This is a genomic window from Bacillus sp. EKM208B (assembly GCF_011800725.1).
GTDB classification, from domain to species: domain Bacteria; phylum Bacillota; class Bacilli; order Bacillales; family Bacillaceae; genus Bacillus; species Bacillus velezensis.
This window is the reverse complement of the sequence record NZ_JAANHO010000002.1, coordinates 268315-290180: the sequence shown is the minus strand read 5'-3', so window position 1 is coordinate 290180 and position 21866 is coordinate 268315. Positions and strand designations below refer to the sequence as shown.

The window sequence follows — 21866 nt, the reverse complement described above, 5'->3', positions numbered from 1 at the left end:
AGTTTTTTTTGCAGTAAGCGGAGTAACATCAAGAATGAAAAGCAGAGGATGCGTGAGTGAACCCCGCCTTGAATGAGGACATCAGCTTCCCATACCCACTGGATATGTTCCCCAAGCAGTGATACCAAAAATGTTTCTGCCTGGCATCCGCATTGTATGCGATCCGAAAAAGGAACATGATGAACCAGGAAAAACAAGTGTTTTTTTAACAAAGCCTTCTCTGTTATAATTCATAGTACACACTTATCAAGACTCCTAAAAAGAAATTAAACGATTGGGAGTGCGAAAATGAAGGATGTATCGAAGAAACAAGAAGAACCTGTAAGCGATGCGGCTCTGATCAATGAGCTGATCCAATTAATGGGCCATTTCCGTCATGATTGGATGAATAAGCTGCAGCTGATAAAAGGAAACTTAAGTTTGCAGAAGTATGACAGGGTCGTTGAAATTATTGACGAAATGGTCATAGATGCAAAGCACGAATCAAAGCTCTCAAACCTGAAAACCCCGCACTTGGCGTTTGACTTTCTTACATTTAATTGGAAGTCCCGTTATATGAGGCTCGAATACGAAGTGCTCGGAGAAATTAAAGATTTATCGGCATATGATCAAAAGCTGTCGAACCTGATGAGAAAACTGTTTCATCTGTTCGGTCTGGCGGTAAACAATGAAAGTGAAAATCATCTGACCGTATCGCTGCAGACGGATCACCCTGACAGACAGCTTATTGTATATCTCGATTTTCATGGAACGATTGCAAATGCAGATGTGTTTGATGAATTTCGCAAATCCCGGTATGAGGACTTTGATGTCATGCAATTTGAGCTGACCGGCCATGAATGTGTGGCCGAAATTGGAATGAACTAGCGGTTTTTTACGGTTTAGAACGGAGGATATTATGTTTGTAGATCAGGTGAAAGTATATGTAAAAGGCGGCGACGGCGGTAACGGAATGGTTGCGTTCCGCCGTGAAAAATATGTGCCGAAAGGCGGGCCTGCCGGCGGTGACGGAGGTAATGGAGGCGACGTCGTTTTTGAGGTTGATGAAGGACTGCGCACGCTCATGGACTTCCGGTACCAGCGGCATTTCAAAGCGATACGCGGCGAGCACGGCATGTCTAAAAACCAGCACGGCAGAAATGCGGACGATATGGTTGTTAAAGTTCCGCCCGGCACAGTCGTAACGGATGACGATACAAAACAGGTCATTGCCGATCTGACTGAGCACGGGCAGCGCGCCGTCATCGCAAAAGGCGGACGCGGCGGACGCGGAAATACCCGCTTTGCGACACCGGCCAACCCGGCACCGCAGCTGTCAGAGCACGGAGAGCCCGGAAAAGAGCGCTATATCGTGCTTGAACTGAAAGTGCTTGCAGACGTAGGTCTCGTCGGCTTCCCGAGCGTCGGAAAATCTACGCTTCTGTCTGTCGTTTCATCGGCAAAGCCGAAAATTGCCGATTATCATTTTACAACGCTTGTTCCGAATCTGGGCATGGTGGAAACGGATGACGGAAGAAGCTTCGTCATGGCGGATCTGCCCGGTTTGATTGAAGGAGCGCACGAAGGAGTCGGCTTAGGCCACCAATTTCTCCGCCATATCGAACGGACGCGTGTCATCGTTCATGTCATTGACATGTCAGCGATGGAAGGCCGTGATCCGTATGAGGATTATGTGACCATTAATCAGGAGCTCAGTGAATATAATCTGCGGCTGACGGAGCGTCCGCAAATTATCGTTGCGAATAAAATGGACATGCCCGAGGCGGCTGAAAATCTTAAAGCGTTTAAAGAAAAGCTTCAGGATGATCACCCTGTCTTCCCGATCAGCGCGGTGACGAGAGAAGGGCTCCGCGATCTTCTGTTTGAAGTCGCCAACCAGCTGGAAACAACGCCTGAATTCCCGCTGTATGATGAAGAAGAACTGGCGGAAAACCGCGTGATGTACACGATGGAAGATGAAGAAATTCCATTTAACATTACCCGTGATCCGGACGGTGCGTTTGTGCTTTCAGGTGACAGCCTGGAACGCCTCTTTAAAATGACTGACTTCTCCCGTGACGAATCCGTCAAGCGTTTTGCAAGACAGATGCGCGGTATGGGCGTTGATGAAGCGCTCAGAGAACGCGGTGCTAAAGACGGCGATATCATCCGGCTTCTGGAATTTGAATTTGAATTTATTGATTAAAAAAACGGAGAGCTTGCAATGCAGGCTCTCTGATGTAAAAGGGAGGGGTGCAGGTGAAAGAAGAGACATTTTATTTAGTGCGTGAAGACGTTCTGCCTGATGCGATGCGGAAAACCCTTGAAGTCAAAAAGCTGCTCGACAGAAAAAAGGCTGAATCGGTTGCAGATGCCGTGCAGAAAGTTGATTTAAGCAGAAGCGCTTTTTACAAATACCGAGATGCGGTTTTCCCTTTTTACACGATGGTTAAAGAACAAATAATCACACTTTTCTTTCATTTGGAGGATCGGTCAGGCGCGTTATCCCAGCTTTTGCAGGCGGTGGCTGACTCAGGAAGCAACGTGCTTTCCATTCACCAGACGATTCCGCTTCAGGGCAGGGCGAATGTCACGCTCTCAATCAGTACGTCCGCAATGGAAGAAAACATTCATACGTTAATGAATAAACTGAGAAAATTTGATTTTATAGAAAAAGTTGAGATCTTAGGGTCAGGCGCGTAAGGAGAGAAGAGACATGAAAGTCGGTTATTTAGGGCCAGAAGCCACATTTACACATCTAGCAGTCAGTTCCTGCTTTCAAAACAGCGTGACACAAGCACCTTATCAAACAATACCGGCATGCATGGATGCGGCGGTTGCGGGAGAAGTTGATCTTGCATTTGTTCCTTTGGAAAACGCGCTGGAGGGTTCGGTTAACTTAACGATTGACTATTTGATTCATGAGCAGCCTCTTGCGATCGTGGGGGAAATGACGCTGCCGATTCACCAGCATCTGCTCGTTCACCCTTCGAGAGAAAATGAGTGGAAAAAGCTTGAGAAAATTTATTCTCATTCCCATGCGATTGCGCAATGCCACAAATTTCTTCACCGGCATTTTTCGTCCGTTCCTTATGAGTATGCGAAGTCAACAGGTGCGGCTGCCAAGTATGTCAGTGAGCATTCGGACCTTCCGATCGGCGTGATTGCAAATGAAATGGCCGCCGCTACATACGGATTGAGCATCGTGAAGCGGGATATTCAGGATTATCAGGACAACCACACGAGATTTGTCATTCTTTCGCCTGAAAAAGACGTCTCATTCGAAGTGAATGCGAAACTGTCTTCACGGCCGAAAACGACGATGATGGTAACGCTTCCCCAAGATGACCAATCAGGTGCGCTGCACAGGGTGCTGTCCGCTTTTTCATGGAGAAACCTGAATTTATCAAAGATCGAATCGCGCCCGACAAAAACGGGTCTCGGCAACTATTTCTTTATTATTGATATTGAACAGGCGATGGATCAGGTTCTCATTCCCGGTGCCGTTCAAGAGATGGAAGCCCTCGGCTGCCGGGTCAAGCTTCTGGGAACATATCAATCCTATTCGATATAAAAAAAGCCCTTCAGGGGGCTTTTTTTTAATCTTTTATTAAAATACCCGCGTCGTCCAGCGCTTGGCAGGCTTGGTCAATCCGCTCTTTTGTCGGGGCGCTTAACGTATGGAGGTGCACGCCTCCGGTCAGCTGTGAAAGGTAAGCGGCATTTGTCGAGTTAATGTGATCCATGAATTGTTTGACTTCTTTCCGTGTGCTGACTCTTATGGCGGCGGTTAAATCGCCGTATACGGGGTGTTCAATAATGACGTCCTTTATGGTGACGCCTTCATCGACAATGAGTTCAAGCTCTTCTTCCGTCCGCTCCGGGCCGTGCAGACAGGCGACAATCCGTTCGGCGTTTTTTTCACCGCCGGCATTCATGCTGATGTATAAGTAGCCTTGGCTCGTCGCGATGATCGGCTCGTTTTTTGCTTTCAAGAGTGATATGTCCTGCACGATCACCTGTCTTGAGACATTTGCTTTTTTGGCTAATTCGCCTCCTGTTAATGGCGAGCCGGCTTCTTTCAGCCAATGAAGCAGCATGTCGCGTCTTTTCTCCCCAGTAAGCTTCGTTCCTTCTGTCAAATTGCTGATTCTCCTTTCTTTTGCTCCCACAGCGCCGTAAATGTATGTATCAGCATATCGAGCTGTTCACATGTTGTTTCGTTTCCGAATGAGATTCGGAAAAACTGCCGCGCTTCCCGTTCGGTTTTTCTCAGCGCCTTCATAGCTGAAGAAGGGCCGTGGCTGCCGGCGGAACATGCGCTCCCGGTTGAGATGCAAATATCGTTACGATTACATTCTAACATAATATATTGTCCTTCAAAGGAGTGAAAAAAACACCCGACAATGTGGGGCAGGCATTCACCGCCGGTTTCTTCCTCTGAAAATGAAATGGGGAGGCCTTGACGCCGAATTTGGTCATACAAATAATTCCTCAGCCTGTCAGCATGCTTACGGTGTTCCTCCATATGTTTCACTGCATACTCCGCAGCAGCGGTAAAAGCGCCGATGGCCGGCACATTCACCGTACCGGGCCTGAACCCGTTTTCATGCACGGTATACGGATAAACCGGGTTCCAGCTGACACCGGGCCGAATGTAAACAGCCCCGGTGCCTTTCGGGCCGTATACTTTATGACCGGAGACGGAAAGGGCGTCGATTCCTGCCTGATCCGCATCAATCGGCAGTTTGCCGAAACTTTGAACACAATCGCAATGCAGCAAAATGTTTCGATGGTGAAGAAAAGCGGCCAGGCGATCCACTGGCTGGATGAGGCCGGTTTCTGAATTGGCGTGCTGTATGGAAACGAGCCCCGTGTCAGGACGGATATGAGCCGCCAGTATGTCCTCGGTTATAAGTCCGTTCTCGTCGGGATATATGATGGTGACATCAATTCCCCGATCAGCTAAAAACGCCGCGGCATTATGGATCGAATGGTGTTCCATTGCGGTCGTAATAAAATGTTTTTTGTGAACGGGCAGACCGTGCAGCAGTGATTGGACGGCCAGGATGTTCGCTTCCGTTCCGCCGCTTGTAAAGTAAATGCCGTCTGCGGCTCCGCCGATCAATTTTCCTGCAGAATGTCTGCAATATTCCAGCACGTCCGCCGCTCTTCCTCCGGCGTCATGAAGGCTGCTTGCATTGCCGTATACCTCTGTGCTGAGATGCTGAAAGACTTTTGCGGCTTCTTTGCTTAAAGGCGCTCCCGCCGCGTAATCAAGATAAATCATACAGCCCGTCTCCTATCCGTTTATGTTAAAAAAAAGCTTGAGTTTATTTTATCGCTGTGTAAATATAGGTGTCAAGACAGGTGTAAATATAACAGGAGGGTGATGTATGTCTGAAAAAACAATTATCGTCATTGGTTCGGGGACGGCGGCCCTTGCCTGTGCTTCCTCATTTCCTCCGTCATATCAAGTGACCGTCATCACAAAGAGAAACGTAACGAACAGCAATTCGCATTATGCTCAAGGCGGGATTGCTGTTTCATACGCAAAAGATGACTCTTTAGAATCCCATGTGAACGATACACTGTATGCGGGATGCGGACACAATGACGTGACAGCCGTGCGGCATTTGCTGAAAAGCGGACAGACCATGATAAACAGGCTGATAGAAGGCCATTTCCCTTTTGATACGAAGTCGGACGGAACGTTTTGTCTCGGCAGGGAAGGGGCTCATTCCAAAAGGAGGATTCTGCACGCCGGGGGAGATGCGACCGGACGGATGTTGGTTGAGTTTCTGGTTCGGCAGCTGAGGGACGGCATACGGATCATTGAACACGAGTCGGTTGTTGATCTGCTGATTGAACACGGACGATGCGCAGGCGTTGCCGTAAAGGATGCTTCAGGCGCCGTTTCTTACAGAAGAGCGGATTGTGTAGTGCTTGCATCAGGCGGCTGCGGCAGTCTGTACCAATATCACACAAATGATTCCGCCATAACGGGAGACGGCATCGCTCTTGCCTTTCGCGCGGGAGCTGAGATCACGGATATGGAGTTCACCCAGTTCCACCCGACCCTCCTTGTGAAAAACGGGACTGTGTACGGCCTGATTTCTGAAGCAGTGAGAGGAGAAGGAGGATATTTAGCGGATCGCTTCGGGCGCAGGATCATGGCTGGCAGACACGCACTAGAAGATTTGGCGCCCCGGGATGTGGTTTCACGGGCGATTTATGAAGAAATGATGAAAGAAAATCCTGTTTTTATAAATTGCAGCCGAATAGCCGATTTTAAGAAACGTTTTCCGACCATAACAGAAATTTGTCAAACAGCCGGTGTTGATCTCGAAAGCGGAATTCCCGTAGCACCCGGAATGCATTTTTTAATGGGCGGAGTAAAAGCCGATACATGGGGGAAAACGTCCGTGCCTGATTTGTACGCTATAGGCGAAACCGCCTGCACAGGCTTGCACGGGGCGAACCGCCTTGCGAGCAACTCACTGCTGGAAGCGCTGGCAAGCGGGCAACGATGTGCTGAACATATCATTCAAACACCGTTAAACGGAAGATATAAAAAAACCCCGAAGAAATTTGACGTCATCTTAGAAGTGCCGGACACAACGCTTCATGTGCTCCAAGCCAAAATGACAACCGGAGCGGGCATCGTCAGGGAAAAAGAAAACATGCAGGCGCTGGCATCCTGGCTTAACAACGTATCTGTGCGTCATATAAATGTGAAGGATATCACAATAGAACAAGCCGAGCTATCCTGCCTATGGAAGACTGCACAACTTGTTGTGACCTCAGCCCTTATTCGGGAAGAAAGCAGGGGAGCTCATTTTCGCGCTGATTTTCCCGGGACGGAGAAAGAGTGGCACGGAAAACAAATCATTCATTCAACATCTGGAACAGTTATCAGAAAAAACGAAAGGATTGGGGAACTATGGACATTCTGCAGCTGAAACAAATGCTGACTCATTTTTTTCAGGAAGATATCGGAACGGGTGATGCGACGTCACAAGCGATTTTTGCTGATCAGCAATGTAAAGCGCGAATCATCGCAAAAACAGATGGCGTGTTTGCCGGAGAAGCCGTTATCCGTGAAGGATGGAAGCTTTTACACGATGATATCCGCATCCGCTCCCTGAAAAAAGACGGAGAACGGATGAAAAAAGGAGACGTGCTCGCTGAAATGGAAGGCCAGGCGGCGGCTCTTCTTACGGGGGAGCGGGTCATTCTGAATCTCTTACAAAGAATGTCAGGCATTGCGACAATGACGGATGAGGCCAAAAGGCGTCTTGATGATCCGTCCATTAAGATTTGTGATACGAGAAAAACGACACCCGGGCTCAGAATGCTGGAAAAATACGCCGTTCGGGTCGGAGGCGGCTTTAATCATCGCTTCGGCTTATATGACGGCATCATGATAAAAGATAATCATATTGCCGCCTGCGGATCGATAAAGGCGGCCGTGGAGCGGGCAAGAAAAACGGCGGGGCAGATGCTTGCGGTTGAAGTCGAAATCGAATCCGAACAGCAGCTGCTCGAGGCAATTGAAGCGGGCGCAGACGTTATTATGTTTGATAACTGTCCGCCTGAGTCCGTCCGGCGTTTTGCAGGCATGACACCGGGCCATATCAAAACGGAAGCATCCGGAGGCATAACGCTCGACACATTGCCCGCTTATAAAGGAACGGGCGTCCAATATATTTCACTCGGATTTCTGACTCATTCAGTAAAAAGCGCCGACATCAGCATGGATGTTGAGGCTGCGGAACAGGGGGATTTTTAAGATGTCTATTTTTGACGTGTTAACTGCATCAGCCGAAATGATGCCGAGCCATTATAAAGACATGAGCACCGGAGAAATGGAGAAGCGGGTCGCTGCCATTAAACGGGATTTCGGAAAGCGCCTGTTCATTCCGGGGCATCACTATCAAAAAGACGAAGTAATACAATTCGCCGATACGGCAGGTGACTCCCTGCAGCTTGCTCAAGTGGCAGAAAAAAATAAAGAGGCGGAATATATTGTGTTTTGCGGCGTGCATTTTATGGCGGAAACCGCTGATATGCTGACTGATGATAACCAAACCGTCATTTTGCCCGATATGCGCGCCGGATGCTCGATGGCTGATATGGCAGATATTCAGCAGACGGACAAAGCATGGCAAGAGCTTCAAGAACTGTACGGTAACACCATCATTCCGTTAACATATGTTAACTCGACGGCGGAAATTAAAGCATTCGTCGGACGGCACGGAGGAGCGACCGTCACCTCTTCGAATGCCCGGAGTGTGCTGAAATGGGCTTTTAAACAAAAAGAGAGAATTTTATTTTTGCCGGATCAGCATTTAGGCAGAAATACAGCCTATGATCTCGGCATTCCGCTGACAGAAATGGCTGTATGGGACCCGGGGCAGAACCGATTGCTTACTGACCATCCGGAAAACATTAAAGTCATCCTTTGGAAAGGGCATTGCTCCGTACACGAAAAGTTCACAGCGGAAAATATTTCTCAGCTGCGGCAGCGGGATTCCGGCATCCGCATTATCGTTCATCCGGAATGTTCGAGGGAAGTGGTCTCGCTCAGTGACGACAGCGGGTCTACCAAATACATTATTGATACGATTGAACAGGCTGAACCGGGAAGCAAGTGGGCGATCGGAACGGAAATGAATCTTGTTCAGCGCCTCATTCAATCGCATCCGGATAAACAGATTGAATCATTGAATCCCGATATGTGTCCGTGTCTGACAATGAACAGAATCGATCTGCCGCATTTATTGTGGTCGCTTGAGCAGCTTGAAAAAGGCGAGCTGAAGGGTGTCATTAAAGTTCCGGAAGCGGTTCGGACAGAAGCGCTTCGTGCTTTGAACAGAATGCTGAGTCATACGTAGTTATAAAAATTTCCCCTCCTTCCCAAATTTTTTATCATCATGCCCAGTCCATCGGCATATAGTGTGAAGAAACGTATTGTAATGACAAATGTACCGTTCACGTTTTGTGCATAGGAGGGGAAAACGTTGAAAATTCATATCGTTCAAAAAGGCGATTCGCTCTGGAAAATAGCTGAAAAATACGGAGTTGATCTTGAAGAGCTAAAAAAACTGAATCATCAGCTTAGCAATCCAGACTTAATTATGCCTGGAATGAAGATAAAGGTGCCTTCAGAAGCCGTTCCGGTCAGAAAAGAACCTAAGGCCGGCTTCGGAACGTCTGCGCATAAGCATGAGCATCCATATGCCAAAGAAAAACCGAAATCAGTTGTGGACATTGAAGACACCATACCGGAAGAACCAAAGCCGTCGATTCCGTATGTGCCGCCAATCCCTGAAAAGCATGAAAATGTGCTGCCGGAAGCTGATATGAACCAATATTACCCGTCCAATCAGCTGTTTCAGCCGTGGTCGCCTCCTAAGCCGGAGGAACCGGTGACACATTTTGTCGAGCCGAAAGAAAAAGAGCATGACAATAACATTCCACAACAGGAGGAAATGATCAACATGGAAAACGCGAATTACCCGAATATGCCAAAGGCGCCTGAAGCCGGAAAGATGGAAGAAGAAAACGCCGCTTATCATCTGCCGAACATGCCAAACATTCCGAATGTCCCGTTTCCGAATATGCCGGCCGTTGAACCGCCTTTTATGCATTACCCGATGCCGTGCATGCCTTGTCCTTGTCCGGTTCCGGTGACACCGATGCTGCCGGGTTCTGGATTATGCCATCCGTGCTTCCCGGTAGGCGGAGGTTTCGGCGGTTTTGGAGGAGGTTTCGGAGGCTTTCCGGTCATGCCGATGCCGTTACCGTACGGATTCCATCATCCGGGATTTGGGCCGCATGCGGGTTACGGTGAATATGAAAATCAGGCCCATGAAAATGCAGAGCATTATGATGGTTCTGCATCTGGTTTCGATGGTGCTCCTTACGGTCAAATGCCGTATTACGGCGGATATTCGTCACATTACGCAAACGTGCCTCATCATGATGGAAAATATAAGGATGATGATTGCGGCTGCCATGATTCACATCATCACCATCATCACCACCACGGTTCACATCACCATCACGCAAATATGCCTGTGCAGCCATATCCGAATATGGGTGCAAACGCAGGACATTTTATGCCTTACGGCGGAGCAAATCCCAATGTCGCGCCGAATCAGCCGAGTCCAAATCAAGTATTCGGACGGCCGGAGGAAGAAGAAGATTAATGTTTCGGGACGATGTATGTCGTTCCTTTTTTTATGTCCAACTGAGGAATGGACATAACTGACAAGCTTAAACCCGCCGCCCGCCGCACATCCTAAACATGAGCGGAAAACGCTCAAACAGCGATGAATCCACGGGGGGTTTTTCCATTGGGTAAAAAATTGATGACGATCGCGGGCGTTTTAGCCGTGACGGCAAGCTTAACGGCATGCGGAGCAAATAATGCCATGAATGACGGACGCAACAATCAGTCAACACGTCCGGTCGGATATTATTCGAATGATAATGGTAATGGCAGAGGCCAGTACGGAATGGACCATCAAGGACCCGTTTCTGAAATGATGGAAAACCGAAACGGCCGTCATAATACGACAAACGTGTCCGACCAGTACGCCCCTAATGACGGGGTTCCGTTAACGACGGACGGCACATATAACGGCCGAAATGTCAATACGCCGCCGGCAGCAATGTCTTATAATGGGTATGACAACGCCGAAAACATCAGGTTGGCGGCAAAAGTTGCAAACCGCGTGAAAAAAGTAAAAGGCGTACAGGATAGTCAGGTCATCGTGACTGACACGAGAGTCGTCATTGCCGTCAGAACAAATCATCCTTTTACGAAAAATGATGATAAACATGTCAAACATGCGGCCAAAAAATTCGCGGACGGCCGTACAATTCAAGTGTTTACCGACAATGCTACTTTTACAAAGCTGCAAGACATGAACAGAAACAGCCGTTAAACGGACTGCCGGATGATTTCATCCGGCAGTATTTTTATGGATAAAGCTTCATCATTTCTTTACATATTCTTAAAACGCTCTTTATATTGCGGTGTTAACATAAAAGTAATAAAACGTAACGGAGGGGCCGGGATGAAAAAAACGGAGCATGACAAAAGCCGCGGAACAAAAACTGTGTATCTGACCGTAAGGGGATACCGGCTCAAACTGACGCCCGGACAAATGAAACTGATTTCAGCCGGCCGGGCATAATCATCGGGGCAGCCCTCATTTAGAGAGCTGCTTTTTTTCGGCTGAAACAGACAAATGAAAGAAAACGATTAAGCACCGGCATCTTTGGTCAAACTAGCATCAAGAGTTTGATTGAATAAAGAGGTGTTATTGGTGAAACGAATTTGCGGTGCTCGTCTATTGTTTATGCTTATCTTATCAGCTGCAGTCCTGATTTGCGGAGGAAAAGGCGCATACGGGGCGGAGGTCGAGCATTACGGGCCGCTTCGGGTGCATGTCCAGCTGGAAAAGGTCTATCTTGACGGTGATGTCGGCATTGAACATACGGATGAAACCGTTTTAGCGATGGAGGATTTTTGGGCCGCATATGCCGGCTGGACGCTCGTTGAGCAGAAAAAAGGCTTCGTCCTTTTCCGTAAGCATGTTGATGATATTTCTCCGCTCAGTAAGGTTAACGGTTATATCGGCGTCACGGACGGAGGCGTCATCTCCACTTTTCACGGCCGTCCCGGATCGCTGGCCGAGCCGATTCAGTCTTTCTTCCAGATTGATATAGAAAGGCTGGAAAGCCGATTGCAAAAGCACTTGGAACACGGCATACCGTACAGAACAAAAGCGGAGTTTGAGAGCGTGATCGATCATATTAAGACTTACAGCGGATGACTTTGACGCAAGACATGTGACACATGTCTTTTTTTTCTGAATGGAAGGTGTCAAAGCGAACATACGTTAACTTTTCTATAAGACTTTGGCTGTTTTTGTGTTACAATGATAAGCAGTCAAAGAGGTGAATAGGTGTGATTGAATTCGTGAAGGGGACGATTGATTACGTATCTCCCCAATACATCGTGATTGAAAACGGCGGAATCGGCTATCAGGTCTTCACTCCGAATCCGTTTATTTATAAGGTAAGCAATCAAGAGACCATTTTTACGTATCATCATATAAAAGAAGACGCCTTTTCTTTGTACGGTTTTTCAACCCGGGAAGAAAAAGCGCTTTTCACAAAGCTGCTGAACGTCACCGGCATCGGGCCTAAAGGGGCGCTCGCCATCCTCGGTTCCGGTGATCCCGGAGCCGTCATCGAAGCGATCGAACAGGAAGATGAAGCCTTTTTGGTGAAATTTCCGGGTGTGGGCAAAAAAACGGCGCGGCAGATTATTCTTGATTTGAAAGGCAAACTGGCCGACGTCGTGCCTGAAATGATTGACAACCTGTTCAATCATGAAGCGCCCATTGAAAAACAAGAGGCTGAAACGGCGCTTGACGAGGCGCTTGAAGCGCTCCGGGTTCTCGGCTACGCCGAAAAAGAAATTAAAAAAGTGCTTCCTCACTTAAAAGAGGAAACGGCGCTTTCAACAGATCAATATGTGAAAAAAGCATTGCAAAAATTATTAAAGTAAGGTGATGTTCATGGATGAACGGCTCGTTTCAAGTGAAGCAGACAGCCATGAATCAATAATCGAGCAAAGCCTCAGGCCGCAGAATCTCGCCCAGTATATCGGCCAAAAGAAGGTGAAAGAAAATCTGCGCGTGTTTATCGATGCGGCAAAAATGAGGCAGGAAACACTGGACCACGTTCTTTTATACGGGCCTCCGGGTCTCGGGAAAACAACGCTTGCGTCTATCGTGGCCAATGAGATGGGTGTGGAGATGCGGACGACGTCAGGTCCCGCCATCGAAAGACCGGGAGATTTGGCAGCCATTTTGACGGCGCTCGAACCAGGGGATGTGCTGTTTATAGACGAAATTCACAGGCTGAACCGCTCAATTGAGGAAGTGCTGTACCCGGCGATGGAGGATTTCTGCCTTGATATCGTCATTGGAAAAGGCCCGTCCGCCCGCTCCGTCCGTCTCGATCTTCCCCCTTTTACGCTTGTAGGAGCGACGACAAGGGTCGGATTATTGACCGCACCGCTCAGAGACCGGTTCGGGGTGCTGTCGCGCCTTGAATACTATACGCAGGAAGAGCTGACAGATATCGTGTCAAGAACGGCTGACGTTTTTGAAGTGGATATCGAAGAAGCTCCGGCTCTGGAAATCGCCAGACGGTCAAGGGGAACGCCGCGGGTTGCAAACCGGCTTCTCAGAAGGGTGAGAGATTTTGCCCAGGTGCTCGGCGACAGCCGCATCACGGAAGAAATCGCTCACGACGCGCTCGAACGTCTTCAAGTCGATGCGCTCGGCCTTGACCATATCGACCATAAGCTGCTGATGGGCATGATCGAAAAATTCAGCGGCGGCCCCGTCGGCCTTGATACGATTTCCGCGACAATCGGCGAAGAACCGCATACAATAGAGGATGTGTACGAACCGTATCTGCTGCAGATCGGATTTCTCCAGAGGACGCCGAGGGGACGGGTCGTGACTCCGGCTGTGTATGAACATTTTCGATTGGAGGCGCCCGCCCGTGACTGACTTTCCGAAGGTTCTCATGGTTCTCGGTGCCGTTTTGCTTATTGCCGGCGCAGTCTGGCACTTTGTCGGAAGGCTGCCCGGAGATATTTTCGTTAAGAAGGGAAATGTTACATTTTTCTTTCCCGTTGTCACTTGTATTGTGATCAGTGTGATACTATCCATTCTGCTTAATTTTTTCGGCAGAATGAAATAACAATAGACAGAATAAAGGTGAAATGATGAAAGTCGATTTATTTGATTTTGAACTGCCTGAACGCCTCATTGCCCAAGTGCCGCTGAAAGAGCGTGACGCATCGCGGCTGATGGTGCTCGACAAACAGACGGGCGGGCTGACGGACAGTTCATTTAAAGAGATTGTAAGCTTTTTTAATGAAGGGGATTGCCTCGTCTTGAACAATACCCGTGTGCTGCCTGCAAGATTATTCGGCACAAAAGAAGATACGGGAGCGAAAGTGGAGCTTCTGTTATTAAAACAGGAAGAAAATGATACATGGGAAACGCTCGTAAAACCGGCGAAACGCGTAAAAAAAGGAACGGTCCTGACATTTGGCGACGGCCGGCTGACAGCGGTCTGCACGGAGGAGCTTGATCACGGAGGCAGAAAAATAGAATTCCGGTATGACGGGATTTTTTACGAAGTGCTTGAATCACTCGGTGAAATGCCGCTGCCTCCTTATATTAAAGAGCAGCTTGATGATAAAGAACGGTATCAGACCGTCTTTTCAAAAGAAATCGGATCTGCCGCAGCTCCGACGGCCGGACTTCATTTTACGGAAGAGATTCTGGACGAGCTGAAGCAAAAGGGTGTGCGGATTGAATTTATCACACTTCATGTGGGACTCGGCACATTCCGCCCGGTCAGTGCGGATGATGTGGAAGAGCATAACATGCACGCGGAATTTTATGAAATGACGGAAGAAACCGCCGCCTCTTTAAACGAGGTCAGAAAGGCGGGAGGGCGCATTGTGTCGGTCGGGACGACATCAACGCGCACCCTGGAAACCATTGCCGGCGAGCATGACGGCGTATTTACCGCTTCAAGCGGCTGGACGTCCATCTTCATTTATCCGGGATATGAATTTAAGGCGATTGACGGCATGATCACCAATTTTCATCTTCCGAAATCTTCCCTTATCATGCTCGTTTCTGCGCTTGCCGGCAGAGAGCATGTTCTTTCCGCCTACCGTCATGCGGTAGAAGAGGAATATCGTTTCTTCAGCTTTGGCGACGCCATGCTGATTATCTAATTTGAATGACAGGAGGCCTCATACAAAGTGGCTGAACAACCGATACGTTATGAATTTATAAAGGAATGCAAACAAACGGGAGCGCGCCTGGGCAGAGTTCATACGCCCCACGGCTCCTTTGAGACGCCTGTATTTATGCCGGTCGGCACGCTTGCTACGGTAAAGACGATGTCTCCGGACGAGCTGAAATCTATGGATGCGGGCATTATTTTAAGCAATACGTACCATTTATGGCTCCGCCCGGGACATGACATTGTAAAAGAAGCGGGCGGGCTTCATAAGTTTATGAACTGGGACCGCGCGATTTTAACGGATTCCGGCGGTTTTCAGGTCTTTTCATTGAGCAAGTTTCGTAATATAGAAGAAGAAGGCGTTCATTTCCGCAATCACTTAAACGGAGACAAACTGTTTTTATCTCCGGAAAAAGCGATGGAAATTCAAAACGCCCTCGGCTCTGATATCATGATGGCGTTTGATGAGTGTCCGCCGTATCCGGCAGAGTATGATTACATGAAACGCTCTGTGGAACGGACCAGCCGCTGGGCGGAACGCTGCCTGGAGGCGCACGGGCGCTCAGATGAGCAGGGGCTGTTCGGAATCGTACAGGGCGGAGAATACGAAGATCTGCGGACACAAAGTGCAAAAGACTTGGTTTCGCTTGATTTTCCGGGTTATGCCATAGGCGGATTATCTGTCGGCGAGCCGAAGCACGTCATGAACCGAGTGCTTGAGTTTACAACTCCGCTTTTACCGAAGGACAAGCCGAGATATTTAATGGGTGTGGGTTCACCGGATGCCTTAATTGACGGCGCCATCCGCGGCGTGGATATGTTTGACTGCGTACTGCCGACCCGGATTGCCCGAAACGGCACGGTGTTTACGAATGAAGGGCGTCTGAACATGAAAAACGCCAAATATGAGCGTGATTTCCGTCCGATTGACGAAGAGTGCAGCTGCCATACATGCCAAAATTACTCCCGCGCTTACATCAGACATTTGATCCGCTGTAATGAAACGTTTGGAATTCGATTAACAACTTACCATAACCTTCATTTTCTGTTACACTTAATGGAGCAGGTCAGACAAGCCATCCGGGAGGATCGTCTTGGTGATTTCCGAGAAGAGTTCTTTGAGCGTTACGGCTATAATAAGCCAAATGCGAAAAGCTTCTAAATAAAACCATTCTTGAAAGGAGGGAAACAGATGGGTACTTTAGGCACAATCGTTCCTATTATTTTAATGTTTGCAGTGCTTTATTTCCTGCTCATCCGTCCGCAGCAAAAGCAGCAGAAGGCCGTACGCCAGATGCAGGAAGAGCTGAAAAAAGGGGATACAGTGGTGACAATCGGAGGATTGCACGGCACTGTTGATTCAATTGATGAAAGCAAGGTCATCATTAAAACAGGTGATAACACCCGTTTAACATTTGACCGCCGTGCAATCAGAGAAGCTTCCGCTGAATAACAGCGAAGCTCATACATACAAAAAAAAGAGCGGAGAATCCGCTCTTTTTTTATTACGCTGATCTGCTTCCTTTCAAATTCACTCCGAAAATGCCGCCCAGCATGCTGACTCCCAAAAAGCCGAGATGAAACAAAAGCTGACCGGATGTAAACGTTTTTCCGAACCCTAAATATTGAAACAGCAAGATGATTAATGAAAAACAGACGGCGGTTAAAGCCCCGATCATCCAGCCTTTTTCCTTCGCTTTGCCGCCCGATATAAAACCGCCCGCAAATAAAGAAAGAAAGGAAAGCGCGGTGATCAGCCAGCTGAAAGATGATTCTTCCATTGAGGTAACCGTCAGTAAAAGCGAAATCGCCAAACTCGTAAGAAGCATCACCGCAAAGATAGCCACTAAGCCATACAAGACGCCTCTTCCCACTTGTTTCGTTTCTTCCATTTTTATCTCCTCTCCGCCCCTGCGGCCTGATATATGACAAGCCGGAGCCCGTCTTTTTCTAAATGTATTCTCTGAATGTTCGAATTAGACGTAAATGCATGATGTTCAGCCCGTTTCTTACATAATTCAGAGCCGATGGCAAATGCTATGACCGTTGGAGGTGCGATATGGAAGATATTATCATTATTACGTTTCGTACGATTGTGCTTTATTTTATCATTCTTGTGATTTTCAGACTGATGGGAAAACGGGAAATCGGAGAACTGAGCATTTTAGACCTTGTCGTCTCCATTATGATTGCCGAGATTGCCGTATTGGCAATTGAAAATGTAAAAGATAAGCTTTTGCATACAATTGTGCCGATTGTCGTTTTAATGATTATTCAAGTAAGCCTTGCTTTTATTTCGCTCAAAAGCCAAAAAATACGGCAGCTGCTTGACGGAAAACCCACCATTATTATAAAACAGGGAAAAATTGATGAACGGGCGATGAGATCGCAGCGCTACAATTTTGACGATCTTCTTATGCAGCTGAGGGAAAATAACATCGATAGAATCTCTGACGTGTCATATGCCATTTTGGAGTCTTCGGGCAAACTGTCGATCGTCAAAAAGAAAACTAATAAGGATAAGCAGATGGAAACATCGCTTATCGTTGACGGGGTCATTCAGAACGAGCATCTGGACAGAATCGGGAAAGATAAACACTGGCTCGAAAAAAACTTAGCAAAAAGAGGATATCGCGATCTTTCGGTTATATCATTCTGCACGTTTACGGACGGCGCTTTTTTTATTGATCTTAAAGATGAAAAAGGGGAGCCATAAATCGGTTTTACCGCGTCACGAACTTGCCGATGACCGGAATCCGGATCAGCTCTTCCCTTTTTATCAGCCTGAATAACAGAAGAAGCGCAATGTACAAAACCGCGGTCATTGCAATCCAGCCAGTGAGATTAACAGCCTCTGACCCTGAAAAATGAACGGCGTGCTTGATGATGCGGCTGACATAACCGCAAATGAATATAACGGCAAAACAGCGCGCGTATTCTTTTATTTTAATGCTGATCGGAAGCACCTTGCTTACGGTGGCCGCATGCAGCAGGGTGACAAGGACCATCCCCGTTACAATCGCAAGTGCGGCGCCCATGATGCCCAATGAAGGCCTGGTCGCCAAAACAAAAATCAGGCCGGTTTTGACAGCGGCGCCGATAAAACTGTTCATCATGGCGGCCCCGGCTAAATTGAGAGCCTGCAGCACCGCCTGAAGGGGCCCCTGAAAATAGTAAAGCAGAAAAAACGGCGCCATCACTTTAACAAATACCGCTGCATTAGTTGATCCGTACATGACGGACATCAGTTCATCAGCGAAAGAGAATAAAATAACCACCGAAATGCCTCCGCTTAAAAGACACAGCCTCATCGCCTGTTCCAGACGGTATTCGACAACTTGCAGCTTTTTTTGCTCCATTCCTTCACTGATCGCAGGAACAAGCGCCGTTGACAGAGAATAGGTTATAAAGCTGGGCAGCGTCAAAACCGTCATGGCAAATCCGGTCAGCTCCCCGTACTGGCTGGTGGCGGCAGCGGTGGCCACTCCTGCAATCGCAAGGCTCTGAGCGACGACAATAGGTTCAAAAAACCAAGATAAATTTCCGATGAAGCGGCTTCCGGTTGTCGGGAGCGACACGCTCATCAGCTGGCGGAAGGTTTCTTTTCCATTTGCAATCGACTTGAAAAATTGTTTTCTGATTCTGATTGTTTTATTTGCTTTAAAACAAATGAATAAATAAATAAGAGAGGCAAGCTCCCCGATGACAGACGAAATCATAGCTCCGGCTGCGGCATATTCAATCCCGTACGGCAGAAACACCGTCGTGCAGACCGCGACAAGTGAAATCCGCACGATCTGCTCAAGCACTTGGGAAAACGCCAGCGGGTTCATATTCTGCCTGCCCTGAAAGTAACCGCGCAGCACGCTGGAGATTGCGATAATCGGCACGACGGGCGTAATCGCCAGAAGCGGGTAAACCGTGCGCTGATCCGTCAGCATCGTTTCGGACATAATCGGCGCAAAGCATAAAAACAGCGGCGTGAAGATGAGACTTAATATCCCGGTGACGGTAAGCGACATCACTAAAATGTGTTTCATTTTCTGCCGGTCCCCCCGCGCGCTTGCTTCAGCGACAAGTTTGCTGATGGCAACGGGGAGGCCGAATTGAGTCAAAGTGGTGGCCAAGAAAAATGTCGGGGCAGCCATCATGTATAAACCGACCCCTTCTTCACCGATAAACCGGGCGATAACCACCCGGTTGACAAAGCCGAGCATTCTCGTAATCATCCCGGCTGCGATGAGAATAAGAGTGCCTCTTAAAAAAGTCTGTTTTGCCATTTTATAAACCCCTGCCTTCTCAAACTACCTGGAATCATATACAATAAAGATATGCGCCGATGTCGTCCGAGCATGACAAGTCTTCGAGAAAAATGGAAAAAGGAGCGAGCGCCCAGTGGAGAAACATCCCGCCGAAATATACAAAGATCATTTGCGGCCTTTTTTGTACAGTAAACTTGAAGAGTTCAAAATCCTCGGATACGATGATGTTGAGCACGAGAGTTTATGGTCATACTTAATACATAAAAAGTGGAAACAGAAAAAGGAACTGCCGCTGCATGAATTGGCCGGTCATATTTTATCAGTTAAAATTGGCGATTTTATGAACTATGCAACCGTTGAAGCTTTTAAGTCGTCTAATTGGCTGGAAAGCGATGAGGGTCAGGAAGCTTTAGATGAACTGCTGAGATAATGATTTGACGGCATAGGTTTAAGGAGGAAATACATAATGAAAAAAGGACGCTTGATTGCGTTTTTCCTGATCGTATTATTGATCGGCACAGGGCTGGGGTATTTTACAAAACCGGCTGCCAATAATATTACGTTAGGATTGGATTTACGCGGCGGGTTTGAAGTTCTGTACGATGTGCAGCCCGTCAAAAAAGGCGATAAAATCACAAAAGACGTGCTCGTCAGCACGGTGCAGGCGCTGAACCGCCGGGCTAACGTTCTCGGCGTAAGCGAGCCGAACATTCAGATTGAAGGAAATAACCGCATCCGCGTACAGCTGGCGGGCGTCACGAATCAGAACAGGGCGCGCGAAATTCTGTCAACGGAAGCGCAGCTCTCGTTCAGGGATACGAATGATAAAGAGCTGTTAAACGGCTCTGATCTCGTGGAAAACGGCGCGAAGCAAACCTTTGATCCGACGACGAACGAACCGATTGTCAGCGTTAAGCTGAAGGATGCGGATAAGTTCGGAGAAGTGACGAAAAAAGTCAAGAAAATGGCGCCTAATAATCAGCTTGTGATCTGGCTTGATTACCAAAAAGGCGATTCATTTAAAAAAGAAGTCGGCAAAAAACATCCGAAATATGTATCCGCTCCGAATGTGAGCCGGGAACTAAATACAAAGGATGTCACGATTGAAGGCCAGTTCACCGTTCAAAAAGCGAAGGACTTGGCCAATATTTTAAACGCGGGCGCGCTGCCTGTGAAACTGACCGAAAAATACTCTACTTCCGTAGGGGCGCAATTCGGACAGCAGGCTTTGCATGATACGGTAGAGGCCGGCATCATCGGTATTGCAATTGTTTTCTTATTTATGCTGCTTTATTACAGACTGCCTGGACTCATAGCGGTAATTACGCTTTCTGTATACGTGTATATCACGCTTCAAGTGTTTGACTGGATGCAGGCGGTGCTGACGCTTCCGGGTATTGCGGCGCTCATTTTGGGTGTCGGGATGGCGGTTGACGCCAACATCATCACCTATGAACGGATAAAAGAAGAACTGAAACTCGGCAAATCCGTCCGCTCAGCTTTCCGTTCAGGGAACAGACGGTCATTCGCGACGATTTTCGATGCGAACATCACAACGATTATCGCAGCGGTCGTGCTCTTTATTTTCGGGACAAGCTCTGTAAAAGGGTTTGCGACGATGCTGATTCTGTCAATTCTGACAAGCTTTATTACAGCTGTCTTCCTTTCAAGATTCCTGCTCTCTCTTCTCGTGGAAAGCAGATGGCTTGACCGGAAAAAAGGCTGGTTCGGCGTCAAGAAAAAACATATTATGGACATTCAAAAAACGGATGAAAATACTGAACCGCATACGGCATTCCAAAAATGGGATTTCACGAGCAAGCGAAAATATTTCTTTATTTTCTCAAGCGCTGTAACCATTGCGGGAATTATCATCTTACTGGTCTTTAAACTCAACCTGGGAATTGATTTTGCAAGCGGCGCACGGATTGACGTGCAGAGCAATCATTCTTTGACGGTGCAGCAGGTTGAAAAAGATTTTGATTCTCTCGGCATGGAGCCGGAAAACATCGTGCTTTCTGGTAAAGAGAACCATGTTGCCGCGGCCCGGTTTGTCGGAGAGCCGTCTAAAGAAAAAATCGCTGAAATCAAAACGTACTTTAAGGACAAATACGGATCTGAACCGAACGTCAGCACGGTATCGCCGACAGTCGGAAAAGAACTGGCCCGTAATGCTTTATATGCTGTCGCCATTGCATCAATCGGCATCATTATTTACGTGTCAATCCGTTTCGAGTACAGAATGGCAATCGCCGCAATTGTATCCCTGCTGTATGACGCTTTCTTTATCGTCGCGTTTTTCAGCATTACCAGGCTGGAGGTCGATGTCACCTTTATCGCCGCTGTACTCACCATAATCGGTTACTCGATAAATGATACGATCGTTACATTTGACCGGATACGTGAGCAGATGAAAAAACGTAAGCCGAAGTCATTTGCCGATCTGGAACATATCGTGAATCTGAGCTTGCAGCAAACCTTTACACGTTCGATCAATACGGTCTTGACCGTTGTGATTGTTGTCGTCGTGCTGCTCATTTTGGGCTCATCGTCAATTACAAACTTCTCCGTCGCTTTATTGGTCGGTTTATTGACGGGTGTTTATTCCTCTCTTTACATCGCCGCGCAGCTGTGGCTTGTATGGAAAGGAAAAGAATTTAAAGGGAAAAAATCAATCGAAGAGTAAAATGGGAACAGGCTGTCTTGCAGAAGGCACCTGTTTTTTCAGGCTGCATTGAACTTAAAACCTGCATTTGCTATAAT

General features: G+C 47.8%; 24 protein-coding genes. 20 read left to right on the top strand and 4 right to left on the bottom strand.

Going from position 1 to position 21866, the window contains the following annotated elements:
* The first annotated feature begins 288 nt into the window (after nt 1–288).
* The 4 genes from G9F75_RS04235 to pheA are packed head-to-tail and all read left to right on the top strand — an operon-like array spanning nt 289 to nt 3553.
* On the top strand, nt 289–867 hold the full coding sequence (locus tag G9F75_RS04235) for a sporulation initiation phosphotransferase B (RefSeq protein ID WP_014418543.1): 579 nt from the start codon (nt 289–291) through the stop codon (nt 865–867).
* Nucleotides 868–898: 31 nt separating this feature from the next.
* Complete coding sequence (gene obgE / locus G9F75_RS04230) at nt 899–2185, top strand: GTPase ObgE (RefSeq protein WP_007408172.1); 1287 nt, start codon at nt 899–901, stop codon at nt 2183–2185.
* 53 nt (nt 2186–2238) lie between these two features.
* Nucleotides 2239–2682, top strand: coding sequence for a transcriptional regulator ThrR (thrR, locus tag G9F75_RS04225; protein WP_007408173.1), 444 nt, complete (start codon nt 2239–2241; stop codon nt 2680–2682).
* Between the two features lie 13 nt (nt 2683–2695).
* Nucleotides 2696–3553, top strand: coding sequence for a prephenate dehydratase (gene pheA, locus G9F75_RS04220; RefSeq protein WP_003152668.1), 858 nt, complete (start codon nt 2696–2698; stop codon nt 3551–3553).
* A gap of 25 nt (nt 3554–3578) precedes the next feature.
* Here pheA and G9F75_RS04215 read toward each other — a convergent pair whose 3' ends face one another.
* Together G9F75_RS04215 and G9F75_RS04210 are read right to left on the bottom strand one after the other, a co-directional pair.
* Entirely contained in the window at nt 3579–4121 is a 543-nt protein-coding gene (locus tag G9F75_RS04215; protein ID WP_014418541.1) for a transcription repressor NadR, read from the bottom strand.
* Nucleotides 4118–5269: an IscS subfamily cysteine desulfurase gene (locus G9F75_RS04210; RefSeq protein ID WP_022552881.1), complete on the bottom strand. Its 1152-nt coding sequence runs from the start codon at nt 5267–5269 to the stop codon at nt 4118–4120. The genes G9F75_RS04215 and G9F75_RS04210 overlap by 4 nt, the downstream gene beginning before the upstream one ends.
* Before the next feature lie 106 nt (nt 5270–5375).
* On the opposite strand from G9F75_RS04210, the gene nadB reads away from it, so the two are divergent.
* The 13 genes from nadB to yajC all read left to right on the top strand — a co-directional run bounded on the left by nadB (nt 5376) and on the right by yajC (nt 16294).
* Nucleotides 5376–6941, top strand: coding sequence for an L-aspartate oxidase (nadB, locus tag G9F75_RS04205; protein ID WP_095061085.1), 1566 nt, complete (start codon nt 5376–5378; stop codon nt 6939–6941).
* Nucleotides 6923–7771, top strand: coding sequence for a carboxylating nicotinate-nucleotide diphosphorylase (nadC, locus tag G9F75_RS04200; RefSeq protein ID WP_167408935.1), 849 nt, complete (start codon nt 6923–6925; stop codon nt 7769–7771). Before nadB ends, nadC begins: the two co-directional genes overlap by 19 nt.
* A gap of 1 nt (nt 7772) precedes the next feature.
* The gene (gene nadA / locus G9F75_RS04195) at nt 7773–8876 is read left to right on the top strand and encodes a quinolinate synthase NadA (protein WP_014418538.1); all 1104 of its coding nucleotides are present in this window, start codon (nt 7773–7775) and stop codon (nt 8874–8876) included.
* A gap of 126 nt (nt 8877–9002) precedes the next feature.
* Nucleotides 9003–10193, top strand: coding sequence for a SafA/ExsA family spore coat assembly protein (gene safA / locus G9F75_RS04190; RefSeq protein WP_061862436.1), 1191 nt, complete (start codon nt 9003–9005; stop codon nt 10191–10193).
* Between the two features lie 147 nt (nt 10194–10340).
* Nucleotides 10341–10934, top strand: coding sequence for a YhcN/YlaJ family sporulation lipoprotein (locus G9F75_RS04185; RefSeq protein ID WP_007612851.1), 594 nt, complete (start codon nt 10341–10343; stop codon nt 10932–10934).
* A 132-nt stretch (nt 10935–11066) separates the two neighbouring features.
* Complete coding sequence (locus G9F75_RS20260; protein WP_370531142.1) at nt 11067–11186, top strand: hypothetical protein; 120 nt, start codon at nt 11067–11069, stop codon at nt 11184–11186.
* A gap of 132 nt (nt 11187–11318) precedes the next feature.
* Entirely contained in the window at nt 11319–11828 is a 510-nt protein-coding gene (locus G9F75_RS04180; RefSeq protein WP_012118093.1) for an intercompartmental signaling factor BofC, read from the top strand.
* A gap of 134 nt (nt 11829–11962) precedes the next feature.
* A complete protein-coding gene (gene ruvA, locus G9F75_RS04175; RefSeq protein ID WP_167408934.1) occupies nt 11963–12568 on the top strand; it encodes a Holliday junction branch migration protein RuvA in 606 nt (201 codons plus the stop codon).
* A gap of 10 nt (nt 12569–12578) precedes the next feature.
* Entirely contained in the window at nt 12579–13583 is a 1005-nt protein-coding gene (ruvB, locus tag G9F75_RS04170; protein ID WP_003152685.1) for a Holliday junction branch migration DNA helicase RuvB, read from the top strand.
* On the top strand, nt 13576–13776 hold the full coding sequence (locus G9F75_RS04165; protein ID WP_003152687.1) for a DUF2905 domain-containing protein: 201 nt from the start codon (nt 13576–13578) through the stop codon (nt 13774–13776). The genes ruvB and G9F75_RS04165 overlap by 8 nt, the downstream gene beginning before the upstream one ends.
* 25 nt (nt 13777–13801) lie before the next feature.
* Nucleotides 13802–14830, top strand: coding sequence for a tRNA preQ1(34) S-adenosylmethionine ribosyltransferase-isomerase QueA (gene queA / locus G9F75_RS04160; protein ID WP_003152692.1), 1029 nt, complete (start codon nt 13802–13804; stop codon nt 14828–14830).
* A gap of 27 nt (nt 14831–14857) precedes the next feature.
* A complete protein-coding gene (gene tgt / locus G9F75_RS04155; protein ID WP_014305500.1) occupies nt 14858–16003 on the top strand; it encodes a tRNA guanosine(34) transglycosylase Tgt in 1146 nt (381 codons plus the stop codon).
* A gap of 30 nt (nt 16004–16033) precedes the next feature.
* Complete coding sequence (gene yajC / locus G9F75_RS04150; protein ID WP_061862434.1) at nt 16034–16294, top strand: preprotein translocase subunit YajC; 261 nt, start codon at nt 16034–16036, stop codon at nt 16292–16294.
* A 52-nt stretch (nt 16295–16346) separates the two neighbouring features.
* Here yajC and G9F75_RS04145 read toward each other — a convergent pair whose 3' ends face one another.
* Entirely contained in the window at nt 16347–16733 is a 387-nt protein-coding gene (locus G9F75_RS04145) for a TIGR04086 family membrane protein (protein WP_003152697.1), read from the bottom strand.
* Nucleotides 16734–16900: 167 nt separating this feature from the next.
* On the opposite strand from G9F75_RS04145, the gene G9F75_RS04140 reads away from it, so the two are divergent.
* Nucleotides 16901–17557: a DUF421 domain-containing protein gene (locus tag G9F75_RS04140; protein WP_014418533.1), complete on the top strand. Its 657-nt coding sequence runs from the start codon at nt 16901–16903 to the stop codon at nt 17555–17557.
* 7 nt (nt 17558–17564) lie between these two features.
* On the opposite strand, the gene spoVB is transcribed toward G9F75_RS04140, so the two are convergent.
* Nucleotides 17565–19121, bottom strand: a complete 1557-nt coding sequence (gene spoVB, locus G9F75_RS04135; RefSeq protein WP_095284147.1) for a stage V sporulation protein B — start codon at nt 19119–19121, stop codon at nt 17565–17567.
* 115 nt (nt 19122–19236) lie between these two features.
* On the opposite strand from spoVB, the gene G9F75_RS04130 reads away from it, so the two are divergent.
* Nucleotides 19237–19533: a post-transcriptional regulator gene (locus G9F75_RS04130; protein WP_014418531.1), complete on the top strand. Its 297-nt coding sequence runs from the start codon at nt 19237–19239 to the stop codon at nt 19531–19533.
* A 36-nt stretch (nt 19534–19569) separates the two neighbouring features.
* Nucleotides 19570–21789: a protein translocase subunit SecDF gene (gene secDF, locus G9F75_RS04125; protein ID WP_095284145.1), complete on the top strand. Its 2220-nt coding sequence runs from the start codon at nt 19570–19572 to the stop codon at nt 21787–21789.
* Nucleotides 21790–21866: the final 77 nt, after the last annotated feature.